At 41.6% G+C, this 23,724-nt stretch carries 21 protein-coding genes; 7 read left to right on the top strand and 14 right to left on the bottom strand.

The genetic code is table 11. The features are described 5' to 3' along the window. Positions 1-11: 11 nt before the first annotated feature. The 7 genes from MMA19_RS11710 to MMA19_RS11680 form a co-directional block, all read right to left on the bottom strand. Positions 12-2,120, bottom strand: coding sequence for a UvrD-helicase domain-containing protein (locus MMA19_RS11710; protein WP_240206284.1), 2,109 nt, complete (start codon positions 2,118-2,120; stop codon positions 12-14). After that, the gene (locus MMA19_RS11705; RefSeq protein ID WP_240206283.1) at positions 2,107-4,464 is read right to left on the bottom strand and encodes an AAA family ATPase; all 2,358 of its coding nucleotides are present in this window, start codon (positions 4,462-4,464) and stop codon (positions 2,107-2,109) included. The genes MMA19_RS11710 and MMA19_RS11705 overlap by 14 nt, the downstream gene beginning before the upstream one ends. 446 nt (positions 4,465-4,910) lie before the next feature. After that, a complete protein-coding gene (glmS, locus tag MMA19_RS11700; protein WP_240206282.1) occupies positions 4,911-6,743 on the bottom strand; it encodes a glutamine--fructose-6-phosphate transaminase (isomerizing) in 1,833 nt (610 codons plus the stop codon). Positions 6,744-6,816: 73 nt separating this feature from the next. Then, a complete protein-coding gene (locus MMA19_RS11695) occupies positions 6,817-7,584 on the bottom strand; it encodes a DeoR family transcriptional regulator (RefSeq protein WP_006070345.1) in 768 nt (255 codons plus the stop codon). A 270-nt stretch (positions 7,585-7,854) separates the two neighbouring features. Continuing rightward, positions 7,855-8,388: an MltR family transcriptional regulator gene (locus MMA19_RS11690; RefSeq protein WP_240206281.1), complete on the bottom strand. Its 534-nt coding sequence runs from the start codon at positions 8,386-8,388 to the stop codon at positions 7,855-7,857. Between the two features lie 50 nt (positions 8,389-8,438). Further along, positions 8,439-9,587, bottom strand: coding sequence for a mannitol-1-phosphate 5-dehydrogenase (locus MMA19_RS11685; RefSeq protein WP_198559213.1), 1,149 nt, complete (start codon positions 9,585-9,587; stop codon positions 8,439-8,441). A gap of 131 nt (positions 9,588-9,718) precedes the next feature. After that, positions 9,719-11,611, bottom strand: coding sequence for a PTS mannitol transporter subunit IICBA (locus MMA19_RS11680; protein ID WP_006070342.1), 1,893 nt, complete (start codon positions 11,609-11,611; stop codon positions 9,719-9,721). A gap of 469 nt (positions 11,612-12,080) precedes the next feature. Here MMA19_RS11680 and MMA19_RS11675 point away from each other — a divergent pair, with 469 nt between their 5' ends. Next, positions 12,081-12,737 (top strand): HAD family phosphatase, encoded by a 657-nt coding sequence (locus MMA19_RS11675; RefSeq protein ID WP_240206280.1) that lies wholly within the window; start codon positions 12,081-12,083, stop codon positions 12,735-12,737. Positions 12,738-12,787: 50 nt separating this feature from the next. Here the strand turns inward: MMA19_RS11675 and MMA19_RS11670 are convergent, their stop codons facing one another. Together MMA19_RS11670 and MMA19_RS11665 are read right to left on the bottom strand one after the other, a co-directional pair. Continuing rightward, the gene (locus MMA19_RS11670; protein WP_240206279.1) at positions 12,788-13,810 is read right to left on the bottom strand and encodes an MBL fold metallo-hydrolase; all 1,023 of its coding nucleotides are present in this window, start codon (positions 13,808-13,810) and stop codon (positions 12,788-12,790) included. A 201-nt stretch (positions 13,811-14,011) separates the two neighbouring features. Continuing rightward, positions 14,012-14,890, bottom strand: coding sequence for an NAD(P)-dependent oxidoreductase (locus tag MMA19_RS11665; protein WP_240206278.1), 879 nt, complete (start codon positions 14,888-14,890; stop codon positions 14,012-14,014). Positions 14,891-15,170: 280 nt separating this feature from the next. Between MMA19_RS11665 and MMA19_RS11660 the strand changes: the two genes are divergently transcribed. Beyond that, positions 15,171-15,647, top strand: a complete 477-nt coding sequence (locus MMA19_RS11660; RefSeq protein WP_031493465.1) for an SRPBCC domain-containing protein — start codon at positions 15,171-15,173, stop codon at positions 15,645-15,647. A 25-nt stretch (positions 15,648-15,672) separates the two neighbouring features. Here MMA19_RS11660 and MMA19_RS11655 read toward each other — a convergent pair whose 3' ends face one another. Together MMA19_RS11655 and MMA19_RS11650 are read right to left on the bottom strand one after the other, a co-directional pair. Then, positions 15,673-16,557 (bottom strand): LysR family transcriptional regulator, encoded by an 885-nt coding sequence (locus tag MMA19_RS11655; protein WP_240206277.1) that lies wholly within the window; start codon positions 16,555-16,557, stop codon positions 15,673-15,675. 20 nt (positions 16,558-16,577) lie between these two features. Beyond that, complete coding sequence (locus tag MMA19_RS11650) at positions 16,578-17,063, bottom strand: GNAT family N-acetyltransferase (RefSeq protein ID WP_240206276.1); 486 nt, start codon at positions 17,061-17,063, stop codon at positions 16,578-16,580. 226 nt (positions 17,064-17,289) lie between these two features. Here MMA19_RS11650 and MMA19_RS11645 point away from each other — a divergent pair, with 226 nt between their 5' ends. Beyond that, positions 17,290-18,165, top strand: coding sequence for a DMT family transporter (locus MMA19_RS11645; RefSeq protein ID WP_240206275.1), 876 nt, complete (start codon positions 17,290-17,292; stop codon positions 18,163-18,165). A 98-nt stretch (positions 18,166-18,263) separates the two neighbouring features. After that, positions 18,264-18,890, top strand: a complete 627-nt coding sequence (locus MMA19_RS11640; RefSeq protein WP_240206274.1) for a hypothetical protein — start codon at positions 18,264-18,266, stop codon at positions 18,888-18,890. On the opposite strand, the gene MMA19_RS11635 is transcribed toward MMA19_RS11640, so the two are convergent. Continuing rightward, positions 18,860-20,638, bottom strand: coding sequence for an SgrR family transcriptional regulator (locus MMA19_RS11635; protein WP_240206273.1), 1,779 nt, complete (start codon positions 20,636-20,638; stop codon positions 18,860-18,862). The genes MMA19_RS11640 and MMA19_RS11635 overlap by 31 nt on opposite strands. A 182-nt stretch (positions 20,639-20,820) precedes the next feature. Here MMA19_RS11635 and MMA19_RS11630 point away from each other — a divergent pair, with 182 nt between their 5' ends. Continuing rightward, on the top strand, positions 20,821-20,964 hold the full coding sequence (locus tag MMA19_RS11630; protein ID WP_240206272.1) for a hypothetical protein: 144 nt from the start codon (positions 20,821-20,823) through the stop codon (positions 20,962-20,964). Positions 20,965-21,051: 87 nt separating this feature from the next. Here MMA19_RS11630 and MMA19_RS11625 read toward each other — a convergent pair whose 3' ends face one another. Continuing rightward, positions 21,052-21,555 (bottom strand): L,D-transpeptidase family protein, encoded by a 504-nt coding sequence (locus tag MMA19_RS11625; protein WP_006070331.1) that lies wholly within the window; start codon positions 21,553-21,555, stop codon positions 21,052-21,054. 233 nt (positions 21,556-21,788) lie between these two features. Here MMA19_RS11625 and MMA19_RS11620 point away from each other — a divergent pair, with 233 nt between their 5' ends. Continuing rightward, positions 21,789-22,508, top strand: a complete 720-nt coding sequence (locus MMA19_RS11620; protein WP_062456181.1) for an SDR family oxidoreductase — start codon at positions 21,789-21,791, stop codon at positions 22,506-22,508. A 45-nt stretch (positions 22,509-22,553) separates the two neighbouring features. On the opposite strand, the gene MMA19_RS11615 is transcribed toward MMA19_RS11620, so the two are convergent. Continuing rightward, positions 22,554-23,210 (bottom strand): cupin domain-containing protein, encoded by a 657-nt coding sequence (locus tag MMA19_RS11615; RefSeq protein ID WP_006070329.1) that lies wholly within the window; start codon positions 23,208-23,210, stop codon positions 22,554-22,556. A gap of 255 nt (positions 23,211-23,465) precedes the next feature. Here MMA19_RS11615 and MMA19_RS11610 point away from each other — a divergent pair, with 255 nt between their 5' ends. After that, positions 23,466-23,609: a hypothetical protein gene (locus tag MMA19_RS11610; RefSeq protein WP_006070328.1), complete on the top strand. Its 144-nt coding sequence runs from the start codon at positions 23,466-23,468 to the stop codon at positions 23,607-23,609. Positions 23,610-23,724 lie beyond the last annotated feature (115 nt).

The raw sequence follows: 23,724 nt of genomic DNA, 5'->3' as shown, positions 1-23,724 counted from the left end.
CTGACTAAGAATTAGACCTCTGGCCAAGGTTTGCTTTCACCAAAGATAGTGTTAATACCACTCTCAATGTCCGATATATCATCCAAGTAGAGCACTCTGAGATTTTTTATCGCTCTCGAGCAAGCAACATAGAGCAAATTTTGTGTCTTAATATGATTTTCTTCAGTCACGGAATCAGGGAATAAATGTTCTTTTTTTATTGCATCCTGTTGCACAGCATTAAAATAGTTTTTAAATTTATCTTTATTCTTTTTACCAAAGCTATGCTCTAGGATGATGGCAACATTCTTATACTCTTCTCCCTTAGTGCCATGATAAGTATGATAGGTAATATCATCGACTTCGATACCATCAATAAAGTTAACCCAATTTATTAATGATGTAATTTGTAAATCTAAAACGCTATCCACTTTCTCTTTAGCTTTGTCATCATCTGAACCTTCATTCATTAGAACGTTAATACTTCCTAACAATGTTGAACGAAATGCATCAGCAGAAGCAACGTTATCATTCTCATAATTAACTCTATTAATCAGAGCTTTACCTAGTGCATCTTTAGATTCGACTTTTCCAAGTAGCTCAATGACTAGATCAACCCAATCTCTGAATGATTCAATGCTTTCATTGTTTAATTCACGAATAACCAAGCTCGCCTTTGAAAAGGAAAGATTCTTACTTGATGCACCAAAAATATCATAGTAAGAAACCTCTCCCTGCTGTATATCTTGATAAAGCTTAATAAGATGGTAGATAGTCAAGACCGTTGGATTAAGCTTCTCTAATTGATGAGATAAAACTTGGGTATTTAAGTCATTATAGTAAATAGTTGACTTGCTATACACATCATACACTCTCTCAAATCCATTAAAGCTTGCCATGAGTCGGTTCGTTAAGACTAGGCAATGGATCTTAGCATCATCGGCAGCTGTATAGCCTTCTTCCTTACTAGCTTTAGCTAAATCACTTTTATATTCAGCAATAAATTGCTTTGCTGTCCCTAACTTATCCTCAGAGTTATTATAATAAAAGCGTACAGAACCATCATTTCTGTCATCAAAGATAGGCTTTTGAATTATTTCGTCATTACGAATTTTATTAGCCACATCAATAACTTGCTGGTGTGAGCGACGATTAAATATCTTTTTGACATCATAGAGACCATCATGAAGCGCTGTGATATTTTTCCCAACCCCGTCCTCATAGATACACTGTGCAGTATCACCGAAGTAACCAACCATCCATTCTTTATTGTTTTTAATCGCATAGTCATGAATGGTTTTGACGAACTTAATCACGTTTCTATGTGTATCCTGATACTCATCAATAAAGAAATAAGGGTAACTATCAATAATAATGCGACATAGAGTAGGATATGTTTCAACGAGTTTCAGTCCATACTCAAGTAGAGTATCATGACTAAACTTCATACGATGCAACCTATCTGTATTTACCTTGCTATCATAATTAACACGCTCTTCTTTTCCATCACCAATTTCTTTCAAACATTTATCAAGGCTATAATTCTTATACACCAGCCCAACAACATATTTAAAGTTTACAACATTACTTAGGCATTCATTAAGAAAATCTGGCTTTTTTATTTCAGTATTATTTATATAAGCCTCTTTAAAAGGAGTAGCCGCTAATTTATTTGACTGATAGAAAAGTTCTTTAGTTTGTATGGCAAAATCAATAAACTCTTGTTGCTTTAACATATCAAGGGCGTTAAAGAACTTTGCTTTCTTAGAACTATATAGCTCTTGGATGTTTTTATTTATAACCTCCTCTATTTTTTCTTTATGACATTTCAAAAGCTGAGGCTGAGCTCTTTTTATTAATTCCCATAACCTTTCGTGAATAGTTGAAACATGTACCACCTCTGTATTTCCAAGTCGACTCTTAATCTCATTAACCGCAACATTGGTATAAGTGATACAGACCACTTTTTGCGGACTTTGGGTAGCTGAAATCTTATTGATGGTAACGTATTTTAATGTTTCTATCAGTGCATAGGTTTTACCCGCACCAGCACCTGCATTGAAACGAAAGCTATTAAAGCCATCGATATATTTATAGATGCTTTTCTGAGTATCAATTTCCATAATCTCATTTGGCATCATCGGTTATGACCTCCGCATCATCTAATCTCATATTTTCAGCTTCCATATCACCCCCTGCTTCCACTTGATTTAAGGAAAGCATATCATTTACTTGAAGATTTCTTACAAGCCACTCTAAACCATCTTCTAGGTAGTTTGGTAAATTAGGCAAATCATCACTATTTTCTGAAGATATAATTCTGAAAATTAACTTATTAGAGAAATCACTTTTACTGTCCGATAATTTCTTCTGTAGTTTGTATGAGTTATGGATTAAGTTTTCTCGTAAGTCTTTACGACTGTCGTCAGACTTTAGAATTTGATTATAGATTTTTGGCCTACAGTCTTTTATCACATCATTAATAATATCGTTTTTATAATTCGTTAAAATGAGTGCTTCTTCTAGGCTAGTTGCATACTGCCCCTCAATAGGATCTTTTTGAAATACCACATAAATATTATTATTATCAACGAACTTTATATCATTAAGAATTTCTTTTTCACTATCAGACTTTCCTGCAAACTCTTTATTTATGAGTTTAATCGTTGAGTTGGTTGTTATACGGCCATCAAGACTAGTAATTTGTGTGTAAGTTGGCTTGATATTTTCAGGCTTTCTATCGCAGCGGGTACCATAGCTATTAGTTAGCGTGCCATTAGAATATATTCCATGTCCACATCGATTACATTTATCATATTTCTCATGCTTTTCGTTCTTCTCACACTTTTCCCGTTTGATATCTAAGTCCGTCACAATCAAACTAGGAATACTTAGTTTTTTCGCCAATGGTAGATACAATTTCCCATGAGCACCATTTATATTAAAAACAGAAATATAGTAATTACTTAGAATTGAGTGGTTTTCCAAATGGTAATTTAGTAAGGTTTCTTCTGTAACTCCTTCAACAAATATGATAGCGTCAGAGAAGAATAACTCAGAAACTTTGTACTTTATATGCTTCTTTAAGAAGTTAAGCTTTTCATTGGCATCACTATCTTCACTAGAAACCACCGCATCATCTGTCAGATTAACGACTTTTGTACATTTATTGATTGAAGTTAAATAATTAAGATTATTGAAAGTATTACTGCTATGAATCTTACTGTTAACAATATGAGAAGAGTGAGTTGTTATCGCTATCTGACACTGTAGTGTTTTTTTACCTTTTGAGGCGGAATTTGCGATATCTAATGCTTTTATTACCGCATTATCAATACGCTTAATAAAGAACTCTTGCATCTGAGGGTGCATAAACGCTTCTGGCTCTTCAATGAAGAGTAAATTAATGTGACTAAAGTGGCTTTTGTCTTCATAACTATCTACAAAGTGGATGATTTCACCAATAATGTTTAGTAGATTTATATAGCCTAATCCAAACTGATCTTCAGGGATATAATCTTTGCCATCCATAAAGTTGTATTTAATTAGCCCTTTCATTACGGCATCGTAAGTAACATTGCCCGATAGACTAAGATCAACCTTGTTTGAGCTTTCTACCTTTCCCAAGACTTGAGAAATATTTTTACTTTTAGAGCTCACATCTCCAGATATCAGTGTATTTATCGACTCTATGCTTTTTTCTAAAGCAGAGCGAGAGCTATTATCATGAGAGAACTGAAAGGCAACTATTTTGTTAAAGACGCTGCTTAGTACATCCTCTTTAAGGTGGCGATTGGCTTTGATTTCTTTAATATTAATCAGTTTTTTAAGGGAAAATTTCTCTGTTGTGTCTCCAAGAGAATCTATGAATGCAATTTGATAAAGGTTCCCCTCTGTTTGAATAACACTAGTCTCTTTTGAAAGCAATGCGTAAAACTTCTCAAACCAATGACTAGTTTCATCTTCTAAGTGACTAGTATTAAAAATCTTACTTGCTTCTTCTTTAAATGTAGATTCCTCGCTAAGTACTACCTTAACTATGATGCAAACGCTAACAGGCTCACCATCACCTTTTTCACTAATTGAGATAAAAGGTGCAAGATGAGTCATTAGGTCTTCATCATTAAAGTCCACTTTAACCTTCAAGGTGAATTCTAAGTTTGGCGTTTCTAATCCTTTAAATTTTGTAGCATTATCCGCTTCAAAAGCTTGTTTGTACTGGTTGAACACGTCATTTAAGTAGGAAAGGTTAAAGTCTGATGCCGAGGGTTGTTCATTATTGCATAGCATCTTTAAGGCATTGACGACGGTAGTTTTACCTGCATTATTCTTACCGATAATTAAGGTTGTTGAAGGAGCAATCACTGACCTTGATTGATTTCCTTCAGAACTCATATCTATAACTTCAGGCTTAACAAAGCATACTGTGTTATCTGTAGAACGAAATTTTCGGTAATTCTTTATGGTTAGACTTTCTAAATGCACGATATTTACTTCCAATAATGGTTGACGCCCCCCAGAAGAACCAAACTATGTGAGGCTAAATGCATAACGGTATTCCATTCTAGCAGTATGTGGTCTCCATGAAAATGGATTAGGTTTAGCTGGGCAAACGTACATAAAGAACATGTGAATGAGTTAAAGATCTAACGCATAAAGGGGCAAAAATAAGCTAGCCTCGTCACTCAGTTTGCGGAGTGGACCATATGATTCAGCGGGGGCTGTCAGTAGATTCCTGCCTTCGCAGGAATGACCGGATTTGGATTTAGGTTATTGACACGAGAAGGGGCAAAACCTTCTCAGGGAAGAAGGCAAACTACGACAAAAAGCATCGAAAAGTTTCGCACTTTATTGTCGTAGTTCTAATCATTATTGTCGAGTTTCGATCTTTATTGTCCACCGACAGCTCTTTGTCGATCTTTTAATTGCTCTTACTCAACCGTTACCGCTTTCGCTAAGTTACGTGGCTGGTCCACATCAGTACCTTTGATTAATGCAACATGGTAAGACAGTAGCTGCATTGGTACGGTGTAGTAGATTGGTGCGATGATGTCATCGACGTGTGGCATTTGGATGATCTTCATGTTCTCATCACCTTCAAAGCCTGCTTTCTCATCAGCAAATACATACAGTAAACCGCCACGCGCACGTACTTCTTCAATGTTCGATTTCAGCTTTTCTAAAAGGTCGTTAGTTGGCGCAACAACTACCACTGGCATGTCTGCATCAATAAGTGCTAGAGGACCGTGTTTCAGTTCACCTGCTGCATAAGCTTCTGCGTGAATGTATGAGATCTCTTTGAGTTTCAGCGACGCTTCCATAGCAATTGGGTAGTACTCACCACGGCCAAGGAATAGTGTGTGATGCTTATCTGCAAAGTCAGTTGCTAATGCCTCGATTTCTTTGTCGAACGCTAACGCTTTTTCAATGTTTGCAGGAAGTTCATGTAGAGATTTTACGATTTCAGCTTCGCGTTCTTCAGTCATACGACCTTGCAAACGAGCGATAGACACTACCATCATTAACATTGCTGCTAGTTGAGTCGTAAAGGCTTTCGTCGATGCCACACCAATCTCAGTCCCTGCACGAGTCATAAAGGCAAAGTCAGACTCACGAACCAACGATGAACCAGCAACATTACAGATAGTCATTGCCGACATGTAGCCTTTTTCTTTCGCTAAACGAAGAGCAGCCAAAGTATCAGCCGTCTCACCAGACTGAGACAATGTCACTAACAAGCTGTTTGGACGAACCACAAAATCACGGTAGCGGAACTCAGAAGCGATTTCGACATCACAGCTTACGCCTGCGATCGACTCAAACCAATAGCGAGCTGCCATACCTGAGTTATAAGACGTACCACAAGCGATGATTTGAACGTGGTCGACCTTCTTAAGAATATCTACCGCGTTAACACCAATTGCTTCAGTGACTACCGCTTTGTCGGTAATACGACCTTCCATAGTGTTGATCAACGCACGAGGCTGCTCGAAGATCTCTTTTTGCATAAAGTGACGGTATTGACCTTTGTCGCCAGCATCATGTTCCGCATTAGACTCAGTGATTTCACGCTCAACTGGGTTGCCGTCTACATCGATAACAGTAACCTCGCGACGAGTAATTTCTGCCACATCGCCTTCTTCAAGATACATAAAACGGCGTGTCACACTCAATAGAGCCAATTGGTCTGAAGCCAAGAAATTCTCACCAACACCAAAACCAATAACGATTGGACTACCAGAGCGAGCTGCCACAATGCGGCTTGGGTCTTTACGGTCAACCACAACCGTACCGTAAGCACCGTCAAGTTGAGCCGCCGTTTTTCGCAGTGCTTCCACTAGGGTTGCAGAAGTACGCAGTTCCCATTCAACTAAGTGTGCGATAACTTCCGTATCGGTTTGAGATTGGAATACATAGCCACGCTCTTGAAGCGTTGCACGTAGCTCTTCATGGTTCTCAATGATGCCATTGTGAACCACAGCAATATCACCAGATACGTGTGGATGAGCGTTCGCCTCTGAAGGCTCGCCGTGTGTTGCCCAGCGAGTATGAGCAATACCTGTACCACCAGTCACATCCTGAGAGTCAACCGCATCCGCGAGCTCTTGAACTTTACCTAAACGACGAACGCGTTTCAGTTCTGAATCTGCATCAACAACGGCTACACCCGCTGAATCATATCCACGGTACTCCAGACGGCGTAAACCCTCTACCAAAATTTCCGCTACGTCTCGTTGTGCTACCGCACCTACGATTCCACACATATCAATTCTCCGTTTCTTATTTCTGTCTCCCTCTCTGAGTGCAAGCAAATCAATGATGGAGGGAGTAATTTTGTTAAGCGCAAATCACCTTTACGCCGTTCGATTCAATTTGAGCTTTCTGCTCGTTAGTTAAACCTTTGTCTGTAACGACGACATCAATGGCATCCCACGCTAATTCTAGATTAGGAATTTTTCGGCCTATTTTCTCGGATTCAATCATTACCACGACTTCGCGTGCGACTTCTGCCATAACATTACTAAGACCGATTAGTTCATTAAATGTGGTGGTGCCGCGCGCTAAATCGACACCATCGGCACCGATAAATAACTGGTCAAAGTCGTAAGAACGAAGTACCGACTCAGCAACCTGCCCTTGAAATGATTCTGAATGACTATCCCAAGTACCGCCTGTCATTAATAGCGTTGGTTCATTTTCCAAGTCATTGATTGCATTCGCGAGTGACAACGAGTTTGTCATTACCACTAGTCCTTTCTTACTGCCAAGCCTTGAGACCAAAGCGCCTGTTGTGCTACCACAATCGATAACAATTCGATAATGATCATTGATTAGACCAACTGCTGCCTCTGCGATGCTCTCTTTCGAGGCGGACGTCAAACTCGACTCATTCAGCACCTCATCTACGGCTTCTTGAGGTAGTGCTACAGCACCACCATAGCGTCTTAGTAACTGGCCGTTCTTTTCTAAAGAAGTAAGATCTTTACGAATCGTCACTTCAGAGGTGTCGAATAGAGCGGATAGCTCTTCTACGCTCACCTCTCCACGCTCTTTAACAAGTTGAGCAATGGAATGACGTCTGACTTGAGTATTTCGCTTTCGCATTTTAATTTCGATTCAAAACTTAACTGATAGCAAAATTATTTCACAACGTAAGTTATCACGCAAGAAATCCGCTGTATTAAATCTAAGACAAGGTTCACCTGATGAAAAAACACACACAAAACTTTCGTTTCGAAAGATAATATCACGAAGAATGGGTAGTATTTTGAAAAAAAGCCGAGGGAAAATTGAGAATAAACTAAGAAGAAAAGAAGGAGAGATAGAAATAAAAATATAACTTCGGCACAGGATAGTGCCGAAGTTCGTCACTATTTAAACCAGTGGGTTATCTCGACACAGTGTTTCAACCAACTCGGTAATCGCCAGAATAATGGTGGATTTAACGCGTTGATAGTGGCGTTCTAAAAACATTTCCAGCATCACCGCATCTAGGCCACCTGTCATGCTTTCATCGTATTCGATCGGCATCATTTTTTGGATAGCACTGATTTTGTTCAACTCAAACAACACGTCTCTTTCGGTAAAGCTCACATCATTTTCTTGATGCTTGGTCCATTCACGCAGTGTTACGAAGATATCGATATCATCGAATACTTCCTTGGAGATAACACCTAGACCTAAAAGTAGCTTAGCCCGAACGAGAATATCCCCTAGCGGACCATCGTTGGTCAGAAGAGGATCCACCACGTACTTCACTGCATAGTCGTCTTTATGAAAAATACTATTGATCAGCGTATCTAACGTATCATCAATCGCATCATAAGCCGCCATAAGGCACTCACTCGCGTCTTTCGCTTCAGACAGCGCCTCTAAAAGTTCAGTTTCATTAGGTGGGTGCAGTGGCATAACATCTCTTAATACAAAGGGTGCCACTTGCGTGGCACCAACAGCTTGAATCATTTGAGCGCTAGATACGCTTCGTGCGCTAGTGTAACAACTTCTGAATCAACATTCAGCTCTGAATAATGAGCGAGTGTTTTAGCAAAGCCTTGTTCAGCAAACATAGCTTGAAGCTCTACTGCTTGTGGATCATCGTCATTCTTATAAAGAAATGCTGCCGCAATACCTTTGATTAAGTGAGAGTTAGGTAAACCGTATTCAATCGTACCGTTTAGTGGTTTGATCAAACGATCTTGTGGGCTTAGCTTACGAATTGGTTGACGACCAACACGATCTACTTCATCACGTAGGTATGGGTTGGCAAAACGGTTAAGTATTTTTTGAATGTACGCCGCGTGCGCTTCTGCATCAAAGCCGTAACGACGAATTAATACTTCACCACTTTCCTGCATAGCTGCTTGAACATCTGCAAAGATCGCAGGGTCTTCAATAGAATCTTTAATTGTCTCATGGCCTGCAAGCACACCCAAGTAAGCCGTAATTAGATGGCCAGTATTCAATGTAAACAGTTTACGCTCTACGAACGCCATTAGGTTGTCCGTGCATTCCATGCCTTTAATAGCAGGGATGTCGCCAACAAACTGAGTTTCATCAACAATCCATTCGCTGAACGTTTCTACAGTTACTGCCAGAGGATCGGTTTCGCCTTCCTCAGCAGGAGGAACGATACGGTCTACCGCAGAATCTACAAAGCCAATGTGCTCTTGCGCAAACGCTTTGGCATCTGCTGATAGATGCTCAAACACCATCTCTTTGAGCTGGCTAGTGCCACGAACCATGTTCTCACATGCGATAATATTAAGAGGTGCAGTATTGCCACTTTCTAGACGTTTTTCGATACCTTGAGCAACAGATTTAGAGATAATTTTTAAAACCGTAGGGCCAACAGCGGTTGTTACCATATCAACAGTCGCGATGAGCTCAATGATGTCTGTGCTCGTTGAGTTTACGGCAGTCACATTGTTAACTTGCTCTACAATACAATCTTCGCCAACGATTTTTACTGGGTAGGATTGACGTTCGATTAGGGCATTAACCACTGTTTCGTTTACATCGGCAAATGTTACGTGAATACCCGCATCTGCCAATAGTTTACCAATAAAGCCACGACCGATATTACCTGCGCCAAAATGTAGTGCTTTCATAAGACGTCTTCCTAAATAACTCATTAAAAAAAGAAAAAAACAAAATCAAAAATGAGACCAACAGGGGGAGCGTTGGTCTCGTTTCACTTAGGAGCTATGACTTAAAGCCATGGTGATCATCACCATTTATGCTACTTACCACTTAGGATGCGAAGTACATCCTCAACGTCAGTGGTAGACTTCAAACATTCAACAGCTTCGTCGTCATCAAGTGAATTCGTAATCGCTGTGATAACTTGAATATGTTCATCACCTTGCGCTGCGATACCAATGACCATCTTCGCAACATCATCTTCGTCCTCACCCCATTGAACACCTTCAGGGAATTGGCAGAACACGATACCGGTTTTGTTGACGAACTGTTTTGCTTCAATAGTGCCGTGAGGTACTGCAATCGACTCACCAAGGTACGTAGAAACCAACTCTTCGCGAGCCAACATGCCTTCAACATACTGCGGTTCTACATAACCAAGTTTTACGAGTTGCTCACCAGCAAACTTGATAACTTCTTCTTTGGTTTTTGCTTCCATACCTAAGAAGATATTTTCATTCGAAAGCTTAAGCGTTCCTTCTTCGCTTGAGCTAGTGTCTGCTGGTGCTTCAGGCTTTTTTGGCTCAGCACCCGCTTGTTGTGCATTCACAAGGTCAGAAACCAGACCATCATACAAAGCACCATCTAGGAAGTTGCTTAGAGAAATGTGATGTGAGTTTGCGGCATGTTTACGTGCACGGTCAGTCAGATCTTTATGAGTAATGACGATATCAGCGTCATCCGGTAGGCTGTTGATCGCTAAGTTAGTTACCGAAATGTCTAAGTTAGCAGCATCTACCTTCTTACGAAGCATGCTTGCGCCCATCGCACTTGAACCCATACCCGCGTCACACGCTACGATGATTTTGCGAACTTTTGCTAAGTCTAGAGCTGCACCAGTTTGACCTTTTGAAGACGCTTTCATGCTTGCCATTTGGCTTGCAGCTTTTTCTAGAGATTCTTCTTCGTCATCTTGTTTAGATGTTTTCATAAGTAGCGATGCGATGAAGAATGTCACTGTTGCTGAGGCAATTACAGATAGAATCACGCCAACAAATGAAGACTTAGGAGTCATCAGAAGTACAGCAAAGATTGAACCTGGAGACGCTGGAGATACTAGGCCTGCGTCGAACATCGTTAGTGTGAACACACCCGTCATACCACCAGCAATCACTGCGATGATCAGACGTGGGTTCATTAGCACGTATGGGAAATAGATTTCGTGGATACCACCAAAGAAGTGGATGATCGCCGCACCTGGTGCTGACTCTTTAGCATTACCGCGTCCAAAGAACATGTAAGCAAGTAGTAGACCTAGACCTGGACCTGGGTTCGCTTCAATCAGGAAGAAGATTGATTGACCCATTTCTTCGGCTTGTTGGATACCAAGTGGCGAGAAGATACCGTGGTTGATCGCGTTGTTTAGGAACAGGATCTTCGCAGGTTCAACAAAGATAGAGGTTAGAGGCAGAAGACCTGCGTTAACCATTACGCCTACACCCGCAGCAAGTGCAGTAGAGAGTACCTTAACTGCTGGGCCAATAACTAGGAAAGCAAGGATGGCACAAAGCATACCAACGATACCAGCCGAGAAGTTGTTAACCAACATCTCAAAGCCACTCTTAACTTTACCTTCAACTGCTTGGTCAAATTTCTTAATCGCTAGACCGCCAAGTGGACCTACAATCATTGCACCCATAAACATTGGGATATCTGTACCAACAATCACACCCATTGTTGTGATAGCACCAACAACCGCACCTCGGTCGCCAGCAACCATTTTACCGCCGGTATAACCAATCAATAGCGGTAAAAGGTAAGTAATCATCGGACCGACCATCGAACCCAAAGTTTCGTTTGGAATCCATCCGGTTGGAATAAATAGTGCCGTAATCAAACCCCAAGCGATGAATGCGCCAATGTTTGGCATCACCATGTTGGAGAGGAAACGACCAAAGTTCTGTACTTTGATTTTCGCTTCAGGAGATAGCATAAGGTCATCCTCGTTATCAGAAAAAGTAGTCCCTGGACCAAAAGTTGTTATTCAAAAGTCCATTAAAAAGTAACACAAGATTTCCAAAAGTCAGCATGACGGCATTTTTGTGATCCAAATCACTACACAAAAACCACAAACAACAATAACAAGTGATTTAGATCACGTAATTGCAGCGTTGATAAATTACACAGCAGCTTTATTGATAATAAATCTCATTTATTGTTGATCAACATCACATTTATTAACCCGTGACACATAAAATAATTAGAGACTCAAGTCACACTTTGATTAAATTACCACTCAGAATGCTCATCTAACCCTACTTAAAGCCGACCAATATAGCTCAACAAATAGTCGAAAATCGCCATAATGTAATTTTATTACAGATGTGTTTTTTGACTTTCATTTAATCTCTGACAAAGTAGCGCTATAAAAACAAAACGTGAAACCTAAGAGGATTACCTAAATGATCTCCGCACTTTTATTTGATATGGACGGATTGATATTCGATACGGAAACGGTCTACAAAAAGAGTTGGCAATACGCGGCTACCCAGATGGGGTATGAATTAACCGACGACTACTATCAAGGTTTTATTGGCGTGCAAGACCCTGACTGTGAACGAATGTTGTGTGAGCACTTTGGTGAAGGATTTGACTTAGCCGCATACAAGGTCATTCGCGACCAACATTTTCATGAAACAAGAGAACAAGGAATAGAATACAAACATGGGTTCCACCAGCTTTTCAAAACAGCTAAGGAACTCAATCTTATCACTGCACTCGTCACCTCCTCCCATTTGCCTGAAGTAAAACATAACTTTCAAAACTCAGACTACCTTGAGCAATTCGATACCATAATTACCGCAGAAGATGTACAAAATGGTAAACCTAGGCCAGATTGCTACATCATGGCATGCCAACGCCTTAACCTGATTCCAAGTGAATGCTTGGTACTGGAAGATTCGAATAATGGCATGCGCGCAGGAAAAGATGCTGGATGCCAGGCAGCGATGATTCCAGACATCATACCACCCCAAAAAGACATCGCTGAAATAGCTGACTATTTATTCGAGTCATTGGAACAGGTCACCGACCTCATTCGTAGCCAAACGAGTTCTTAAACAACGTCGGTGATTACGCAAACCAATGGTGTCAACCTAGATACCATTGGTTAATCCCACCAAACCTGTTGATTCTCAGTTGCACTCAACTCTCGTATGAGTACCTTTTCTCCAATTTTCGGACATACGACATTTACATTGCGTTCACTAGCTTCTCGAACTAGGCGTTTTAACGGCTCATTCCAAGCATGGAAAGAGAGGTCGAACGTGCTGTTATGAATGGGCAACATGACACTCCCTTTTACATCGATATGCGCTTGAACACTTTGCTCTGGAAGCATGTGAATACCGGCCCACCTATCATCATAAGCCCCCGTTTCCATCAACGTTAAATCAAAGGGACCATAACGTTCACCAATATCGCGAAAACCACTGAAATAACCAGAGTCACCACTAAAGTAAATATTTGATTCACTACCCTGTATCACCCAGCTTCCCCACAACGACAAATCACGCTCTTTGTAGGAACGACCAGAGAAATGTTGAGTTGGAGTGAAAACAAACGTCAATGTCCCAATTCTCTCCGACTGCCACCAATCCAATTCTTGGATTTTATTTCGCGCCACCCCCCAGCCAAGTAAATAGTGTCCGACACGCTTCGGTACAAGAAATTGATCAACTCGTTCATGAAGTTGTTTAATGGTTTGTTTATCAAGGTGATCATAATGATCATGACTGATTAAACAGATATCGATGCGAGGAAGATCTTCTAAAGAGATAGGTAAGGGGTGAAAACGCTTGGGACCAACCCAAGACAAAGGCGATGCTCTGTCGCTGAATACAGGATCAGTGAGCAACACTTTACCGTCTATTTTCATTAACACCGCAGAGTGCCCTAAGCGAAATACACAATCGCCTGTATCTGACTCAATACTGTCACGTCTAATCGTTTCAACCGGAATGCTAGGAACCTGAGAGTAGATTAGCTTATCCACATTTAAATATGAACGCAGTGTCGCTAGCGTATCTTTGAAAGAGGGATTGTAGATGAGTTCGGTATTGGTGAATGGTTGAAGCTTATCTTTGCGGGTAAATGGCAGCGCTTTTACACTGCGAGATAACAACACTGGCATACATGACTTTCCTTGTAGCTGATTATGTTCATTCAGTGTTGCCTGCCAAAATGACATCGAGATGCAAAATACACGAACATTATATGTCGTTAAATTGACCAAACTGAAACAATTGCTAGAGGTGGAGTCTGTATTATTTCCCAAGTAAGAATGACAAAGCCCCGCTTGATAGCGGGGCTCAATTAACTTAGTCGCAAACCGTTACTTCTTAAGTTGAGTAAAGTAGTCGAAGATTACTGGCACGTCGTTTTGAGCTAGACCTGCGTCAACCGCTGCTTGTAGACTCTTAGAAGTCCCTTCAGCAATCAAAGACTCAGTACCTAGGTCAGATACCATTTCTAGGAAGTAGCCTAGATCTTTGTTTGCATTAGCAATGGAGAAACCCAATTTCTCTTCGCCATCTACGGCGTAGAGCTTACAGAACTGCATAAATGGAGAATTAGATGGGCCTGCTGACATAATGTCGAATAGCTGTTGGCCATCAACACCGGCTAGTTTCGCAACAGCGAACGCCTGCGACATCGTTGCTACAGTGGTCATACCCATAAAGTTATTCACTAGTTTAGTCACGTGACCGGAGCCTAACGCACCAAGGTGGAATACGTTTTCGCCTTGTTCATCAAGAACAGGCTTTACCTTATTAAATGTGTCAATATCACCGGCAGCCATGATGTTTAGTAAACCATCTTTCGCGTGAGCAGGAGTACGACCCAGTGGCGCATCGATCATACCAGCGCCGCGAGCTGCAAGCTCTTCGCCAATCTTGCGAGTGGAAGCAGGGATAGAGGTACCAAAGTCGATAAGTGTTGAACCTTCTTTAATACCAGCTAGGATGCCTTCGTCACCATAAACGACTTTCTCTACTACTACAGAAGTGGTTAGACACAGCATTACAATGTCGCTGTTTTCAGCCAGCTCTTTTGCCGTTGTTGCTTCTTTAGCGCCACGAGCTACACAAGCTGCAACAGCGTCTTTGTTTAGGTCCATTACGTTTAGCTCGTAACCACGGTTTTGAAGGTTCTCAACCATGTTACCGCCCATAAGGCCTAGGCCGATGAAACCAATGACTGGTTTTGTCATGTGTGACTCCTAAAATACTATTGTATGACTATTTGAGTTAATCATATATGCTCTGTTTGGGTTAAGCAATCAATCTCCGGTGAGATTTTGTGATCAATGCTAGATAATGAGATCTACCACTCGAAAATTGGGCATATAATCATACAAAAGCAGTTTTTCATTACGTTCTGATAACAGAATCTTTATGAAGACTCCGTTCAACGTTAGCCAATTTCTATGACGGCCTGTATATCGTGACTATAGTTAACAAAGGCTCATTAACACGGGAAAACAGATAGGCATGAGCGAGTTAACAGAGATTCATTGGCCTGACTATTACCATCCTAAAAACTCATCCGTACACGTTAAGGAAGAGATTGTCGTACCTTCAGAATGTGAACGGATATGGGCTTGTATCGTTCAAGCGCCTTGTTGGCCTAATTGGCACCATAGAAAAACTGCGGTTCAGATAACAAAAGGTGACACGCGTGAGCTTCACAAAGGAACGATGTTCAACTGGATCACCAAGACCATGAGCTTTGAATGTACGGTAGTGGAATATATCCCTCACGAGCGTATTGCCTGGAAAGGGAAATGTGGAGGCGTTGATATGTACCACGCTTGGCTATTAAGTCCTTGCGACAACGGTTGCCGCATTGTCACTGAATCAACTCAGCGAGGTGGACTCCGTTGGCTAACCGGTAGATTCGTGACCAAACAAGTGGCGGCTCATCACCAACAATGGTTGCATCTACTATGTGAGCAAGCAAAAGGATAACCAAATCACAGAAGACAGGCAGCGTCTACAACAGCGAAAACACTGTGTCGCGTAACCAACGGTGAGCCACATCATTTTGCCATTTAGCATGCCACAGTAAATAGTAACAGTGTGACGGCAATGAAAATGGCAGCGGGTGAATGTCAAAGTCGGATTTGTCTGGCAATCTTTCTACAAGATACTTAGGCAGCGTTACCAATAAATCACTTTCTCGTACAACGTCCAGAGCTTCGCGAGCGCTCGACAACGTTAACGCTACATTTCTTTTTACCGATAAGTTGGCAAAAAACTCGTTCACCTCAAGATCAATATTCGCCACCAAATGCAGTAAGACATGCCGAGACTCAAGATATCGCTCAAGACAAAGCGTCTGTTGAGACTTGTGGTGTTCTTTAGACCTAACAACAACATAGTCGTTGTCAGCAATGCGCTTCCCATAGATGTTGTCCGGGATCCGGTGTGCTGGGGTGATCAGTATATCGACATCCTCCGTGGACAACTCATCAATATCCCGATGTTGCCACAATTCCATACTGAAGGAGGCATTCGGCGCTTGACTCATCAACGCCAAACTCAAGTCTTTTACCAGCGATAATGAACTAAAACTTGAATACGCTATTCGATAGGTGCGCTTTATTTCACTGGGCTCAATCGAACTGTCTGAATATAAGCTTTCAATGGCGCTAAGAACATGAGGTAGCGCTCGTTTAAGCGACTCCCCACGCGCCGTGAGCACGAATGTTTTTCCCTCTCGAATTAACAGAGGGTCAGAAAACTCCGCTCTTAGTTGAGTGAGATTTCTACTCATCGCCGACTGAGTTATTCGCAACCGTTCTGCAGCTTCAGTGAGGCTACGTGTTTCAAGTAGAGCTTGCAGTGGTCGCAATAACTTGTAGTTGTGTCCTATCATCCGTAACGCGATTTCCTTTTTTACGGTAGAGACTTAAGCATCCAAACATCGCAACCGTTATGCAGCGTACCTTCATAGGGTGCGTTTAAATGTGTGAAACCAAAGTTCTCGTACAATCTCACTGCTGCCGACATGGAAGTGAGTGTGTCCAAGTAGCAAGATGCGTAGCCTTGTTCAGTCGCGAACGCTAAACATTGCTGCACTAACTCCTTACCTAATCCAAGCCCGCGAGTTTCAGGTAGTAAGAAAAGTTTCTTTAGCTCGCATACGTCTTGATGATCACCAAATGGTGCTAATCCGCAACCTCCAACTACCTTGCCATCCACTAACGCAACAAGATACAAACTGCGATTTGCTTCACTGTAGTTTTCGCTCATTGCTAACACTTCTGGATCCGAAGGACCAAACCCTTCGCCCACTGCGCCAAACTCGGCTCCCACGGACTGAATCACAGCACACAACGCCTCATCGTACTTTGGCATCGCATTTACTATTTCGACTTTCATAATGTTCTCTACTTCTATTAAATGCCTTTTCACTGTATGCCGCTTTAAAGCTCTATAAAAGTGATATTTAGTTTAGTTAATCATGATAAAAAGTGATAGTTATACAATTATGCAGAGTAACTCTTATTAGATGGAAGTGAAAAACATAATATATAAGTTATTGGTTATTCCGTGAAAGGAGTCTGACCGTTAGGATAATGACTCGGTTGTAACTGATTGAAGCCCGATGAACAAAAACTTCTCTTTGGCGCTCACCGCCATGACGGCATTTGCGCTTAACTCTCTATTCTGTCGATTCGCTTTGGGAACCGAGGTCATCGATCCAGTAGGGTTTACTTTAATTCGCTTAGTCAGTGGAGCCGTCACCTTGGTTGCCCTTAGCTATCTATTGGACGACCAACGACAAAACCAAAGCTCACTTAAGCTCAGTCAATGTCAATCATTCTCCCTAGGCTTGTCACTTTTTGGCTATGCATTGCTATTTTCTTTTGCTTACATCACGCTTGATACTGGGACTGGCGCCTTAATCTTGTTTGGCACCGTACAATTGGCGCTGATCGCTTATCACCGAATCAGTGGCCATGAAATATCCAAGTTAGAGATGGTGGCTATTGCCATCGCGTTAACCGGTTTTGCTTCATTACTATTACCGTCCGCATCTCAACCTTCTGTTGTCGGCACTGTGCTGATGGTCTTATCTGGGGTTTGCTGGAGTATCTTCACAATATTAGGGAAAAGCGTCCCATCTCCTATCTTAGCCACTAAACAAGGTTTTCTCGTGGCCAGTGGATTCATGATTCTCTATTTTATTTTGAGCCTATTTGTTAGCTCAGAGTCGATTCTATTCAATGCATCCGGTGCTCTTTACGCCGTGTTATCGGGTTCGCTCGCCTCTGCTGTGGGTTACTTTTTATGGTATTCACTGCTTCCGAAGATCGATGTGCTTGATGCGTCATTACTGCAGCTAACAGTCCCTGTTATTGCTATGGCTCTTGGTTGGCTATTTATCGGTGAAACCGTGTCTGCCATGTCGCTCCTATCAACCTTTCTTATATTGGGCGGAATAGGTTTAGTGTCTTGGTTTAAGTTGCAACGTAAATAGAAAATACAGATAGGATACAAAACGTTAATTGGTATCTACCTTAAAGTTGAACTAAGTTAGTAGCATTAAAATAGTCACTTATTCTGCTTGGGATACCCATGAAAACGTTATTAACTATCGCCCTGACCCTTCTATTACCATTGCAAAGCGTCTTTGCCGCGACCTCAGAAACTACAGAGCCGAGCGAGATAGACGAGCCATTAGTCAATATTAAAATGATGCTAGATCTCAAGGGAATCGAACAGTCCATTGAACGCTCTGCAGTTGCCATCGATAATTTGGCGACGTCGTTAACTTTACTGTCAAAAAATGAAAGCTTGAATGAGGAACAACGACAAGTGCTCGTTGATACCATGGATAACATCAACGAACTCACTGAGATGTCCAAACAATCACTTATTGCCTTACCGGGCGCTTTAGAACAATCACAAAACTCCATCGCCAATAGCACCAAAAAATTTGCCTACGACGTTCGATTTAATGTGTTGTTATTGCTTGCTCTACTTGTCTTCGCCATTGTTCTAGCTTTGATTGCAGCGTACTGGTTAATTCTTCGTCCAATGCAAGGCACCATTATTCACGCCACACGAAACGTGTCCAAAATGGCCAGTGCGATCCATCAAACGGCAGAATCGTTAGAAACGACCACAGCCAATCAAAAGGTGCTAACCGAACGCTTAGCAGCGCACGAGGTTCAATCTACAGACCAAACATCACGTAATTGAGGCCAGCCCCAAGTCGTGATTTCCACACCTTTCAAGATGCCATGAAAGCTCAATGTTTGACGATGATGAAACATTGGGCTGGCTAACCCTTCATGTATCAAAAGCGAACCTAGCTGTTCTAACTGTTTTAAATAATCACTTGGCTTTGAACTCGCCCTAATCTTGTCAATCTCCGAAATAAGGCAATCACTGGCTTGTTTACCAATTGCAGAATGAAGTACGGGGTCACTAAGGAAAAACAATAAAGCCGATACCTGCCTATTATCATCTAAGTTTAAGCTGCTCATAATAAGCTCTTCTTCAAACCCTTCTGCCATAGCTTTTTCAATAAACTCATGAAACTTGTACAAATTGAGTTGTACTTTCACCCCTTGTCGCTCAAGAATTTTCTTCGCGGCATCAGCGCTTCGTAAAACACCGGGATGAGCATAGAAAGCTATCTGAATAGTTTCAGGTAGGTCAACGGGCTGAGCGGTATGAATTCGCTTAACGTTGTGCCAGAAAGGAAAGAAATTACTCGCTATTTCCGCACCGAAGGTACGCTGATCCAGCGTTAACTGGTGCCAAACATTTTCACCGCATAAGGTTTCACTAAACCAACGTCGTTGAGGATAAGTAAGTGCTCTACCATGCTGATTAAAGAGGAGAAACAGGCAACCATCTTCAATTCTTGCTCGTGATGTGGCACTGAGCAATTCATTCTGATCAAAGTCGATGGCGGGATGGGATATAGTCGACCTAGATGAGGGCTCGATACGCTTAATGGTGGGTGAAACACGGTGCGCACATGCTGCATCACGTTCAGTCACTTTCTCTATACTGCCATCCAAAGACCAAATCGTAACGTTATCGGTTAAGGCTCTTAGCCCAAAATACTGTTCATTAGCAACGAGGGAGAGTACTTGTTCTGAATGGTTATTAAGTGAAAAGACACCACTACCGACTATGTTTCGATCATTTTGTGCCAATTGCTCTGGCGGCTGTATCGAATACTTAAGATCGGTGAGCAGCGCGGCAAACCCTCTGTCAGGACGGCTAAGATTGATGGTCATCACATAGGGGGGCTTAACGTCTATGGATTCCAAATGGTCGAGTTCATTCGCATAGTAGCGATGTTGCTGAAGTTGCAACAATAAGCTTTTAATCGTCTTAGCATCAATCTGGTCACCGTTGTCAAAAAACACGGAAGGTCGTATGTAGAACGTCCAAGCTTGAAACGACGGGTCCACTTCCCAATGATGCGCCACATCTGGTTTGAGCTCGCCAGCTTTATCCATTGAAACCAGACAACTATAGAGCTGGCGATTCAAGAATCGTTCGCTATTTCGATGTGGAATATGAGGAACTAATCGAGTTAATGGCCGGTTATAGGTCAGTTGGACATTGACACGTCCTTCAGTGATTTTTGCACCTGAGGTTTGTTGTAGCAGTTGACCAAACGCCACTTGATCATTATCTAAAAATTCCAGAGCCCGATCATACTTACCCTCTTTAACCCATTGAGAAGCAATACGACGTTTAACCTCCCCTTCAGACAATAATCGAATGAGTGTAGAGCGCTGGTTTCGGCCCGCTCTGGGCACCCAAGTAATCCATTCCGCTTGGCTTAGGTGTTTTAGGATCGAACGCGTGTGCCTTGGGCTAGAAAAGAAACGCTCTGCGACGTCAGAAAGTGTCACTGCATGCTGATGACCGACTTCAAAAGCCTCTAGGCGCTTAAAGTAACGGTAAAGGTTAATACTTTCCAAAAACAGGTACCAATTCGTCTTAGTAATGTTCCTTATTTTAGCAATTTAAACCCGCATTCATAGATTAATCGCCAAAGCTTTACTTATAAGGAACATTTGAGACAAAAATAACTCTGTTTTTAACTGCCGCATTTTAACCGACAATGAGTTCAGATTCTGAAGCAAACTCAGGCTGGAGAAACATGATGAAACACACTAAGCCTAAAGCAAAACAAGATACAAAACGTCCATTGCGAGACTACTACTTGGCTCAACTTGCCGGCAGTAAATCCAAATTCAAATCAGAAACGTTGATTCGACTGGCCCAAACCTGCAACTACATGTAACCAAGAATTTAGCGACGGTAAGATCCATTATGTTTATGCTCCACCCCCGCAATCATAAGCTTGCTGTCGCTATTCCGACTAACTTCATTACCATCGAATATAAATAGGCGTGCCTATTTTCACTAAAGAAACAAGCTCATCCATCTCATCGTTAGTAATGGCAATACAACCATTAGTCCAATCAAAACTTTGTACGAATTGAGGTGGCTTAGTATTGTTGTTCTTCAACCCATGAATTTTAATGTTGCCGCCAGGCGCGACACCCAAACTCTTTGCACGATTTTTGTCTCTTAGGTTAGGATAACTAATGTGCATAGAGCGATAAAAAGCGGAATCGTCCATAACAAAATCGAGATAGTACTTTCCTTCCGGCGTTCGATTATCACCCTCTTGGATTTTATGTCCTCTCGGATTCTTACCAAGCGCGATCCTATATTCACGGATAACAGTATCGCCATCCATCAAGTACATTCGCCTTGCTGATTTCTTTACCTCTACTCTATCAATTTTGACATCTGGAGAGATCTCCAGACCAAAAGATCGAAATGGCAGCCCCACTATAACCAATACAACTAATAACCACTTATACATCAGTTCGTCCCCTAACAACTGACAGGAATTTTAACCCTTTCTGACACACGATCCAACGAGGTGTTTAGGTGCATATCTTTTTTAGTATAGGAACAGAAGGTTAGTTTTCATTGTTGCTATATGACAACACAGTTTCAATTAAATCCCCATATATCAACAATAATTCATCTACTACAATACACACATCTTCGAAAAAGAAGTCTAATCACAAATAACACTTAGAGGGTGAACAAATGAAAAAGCTGATTGTAATTACAGGTGCGAGTTCTGGTATTGGTGAAGCGATTGCTCGTCGTTTAAGTGACGCTGGTCACCCACTATTGCTTTTGGCTCGTCGTGTAGAAAAACTTGAAGCACTGCAACTTCCTAACACACTGTGTGAAAAAGTCGACATCACTGACAAAGCTACGTTTGAAGCTGCAATCGCTAAAGCTGAAGCGCAGTTTGGTCCTGCCGATGCTCTTATCAACAATGCCGGCATGATGCTACTTGGCCAGATCGATACGCAAGACTCTGCAGAGTGGAAAACCATGTTTGACGTTAATGTACTAGGTCTACTAAACGGCATGCAAGCGGTGCTAGCACCAATGAAAGCTCGTAACTCTGGCACTATTATCAACATCAGTTCCATTGCAGGTCGCAAGACGTTCGGCAATCACGCTGCTTATTGTGGTACTAAATTTGCCGTTCACGCAATATCAGAAAACGTACGTGAAGAAGTAGCAGAATCAGACGTACGTGTTGTTACTATTGCACCCGGCGCTGTAGAAACTGAGCTTCTTTCACATACTACTTCTCAAGAAATTAAAGACGGCTACGATGAGTGGAAAGAAGTGATGGGTGGCGTGTTAGCTGCAGATGATGTGGCTCGTGCGGTTGAGTTTGCTTACTCACAACCTCAAAACGTCTGTATTCGTGAAATCGTATTAGCACCAACACGTCAACAGCCTTAATAAGACTTGCTGTTGAAAAGCGTAAGGCGGCAATCTATTGTCGCCTTATTTTTTGATTGGTAAATGGCCGGTCTTAAACCAAATAGTTGTCGGTTGTTTTACATAAGGTGTATGTTGGCTTTCGTGAGGGCTTCGCGTCCATGTTCCTTTGGGGTACTCTCCGTGCTCGTCTATCAAGGTCCCTTCTATAACGAACAATTCTTCACCACCAAAATGACCATGTGGATGGTAGTTATCCGGACCATTCCAACGCAATAGCACAACATTCTCCTGATTGAAGGAGTGCAGAGGCAGAATTTCCATTTGACCTATCCCCGGTAGCCATTCTGCTTGGGTCGTATCAACTCTAACAGACTTGAGATCATTCTCATCAAACTGATTGAGTTTCACCAAGATGACACACCCTTGCTTACTAAATGGCGCGTGTGAACTACCCGGAGGGTTTCGAAGGTATGTGCCTGCTGGGTAATCTCCCGTTTCATCAGAAAACACACCTTCTAATACCAATATCTCTTCACCCAGTGGATGCGAGTGTTGACTAAACCGAGTTCCTGGGAGGTATTCAACGATGCTAGTAACATGACCTGACTCAGCGGCTTCTCGTTCTAAAGGCTTCCGGTTAACACCATTTGCGGGAGAAGCGATCCATTCCATAGTCAATGTATCGATAACAACTCTTTGGGAGAAATCCATATTCAACATACAACGTATCCCTTGTTGATTGATGATTTAATTATAAGATATTTGTTTCAAAACACGTACAAACATTTCAATATATCAAATTACATTCCCAGACTTGTCATTGTAAGCAGTTGTAAATTTATGACCTACTCGCTTTTTATACAATTAGTTCAAAGATAAAGTTCAATATATAGCTTGACGTCGCAATTAATATTCTACCAATGACATAAAATAAATAGCAGATAAATACTGTTCACGTTTCAAAGGAGAAGCGATATGGAGAAGATAATTAATACCATTGGCCTCTGCATCATAGCAAGCAAATATGCCATTGTACTACTTGTAGCTGGTATTACTTTCAGTACTGGTGCTTTAGCGACAGAATTACTGCTCTGCACTGGGTTAGAAAGCTCTGAATAGGACATAATAATACTTCGCAAGGAATGAGGGAATATTAGCGGCATTCATTTTTAACTTCTTTTAGTTGCTTAATATTTCAGGGAGCATTACTGCTCCCTTTTTTATTATCTATATC

Source organism: Vibrio sp. CyArs1, assembly GCF_022432925.1.
GTDB lineage: Bacteria > Pseudomonadota > Gammaproteobacteria > Enterobacterales > Vibrionaceae > Vibrio > Vibrio mediterranei.
This window is presented reverse-complemented; position numbering and strand designations above follow the sequence as displayed.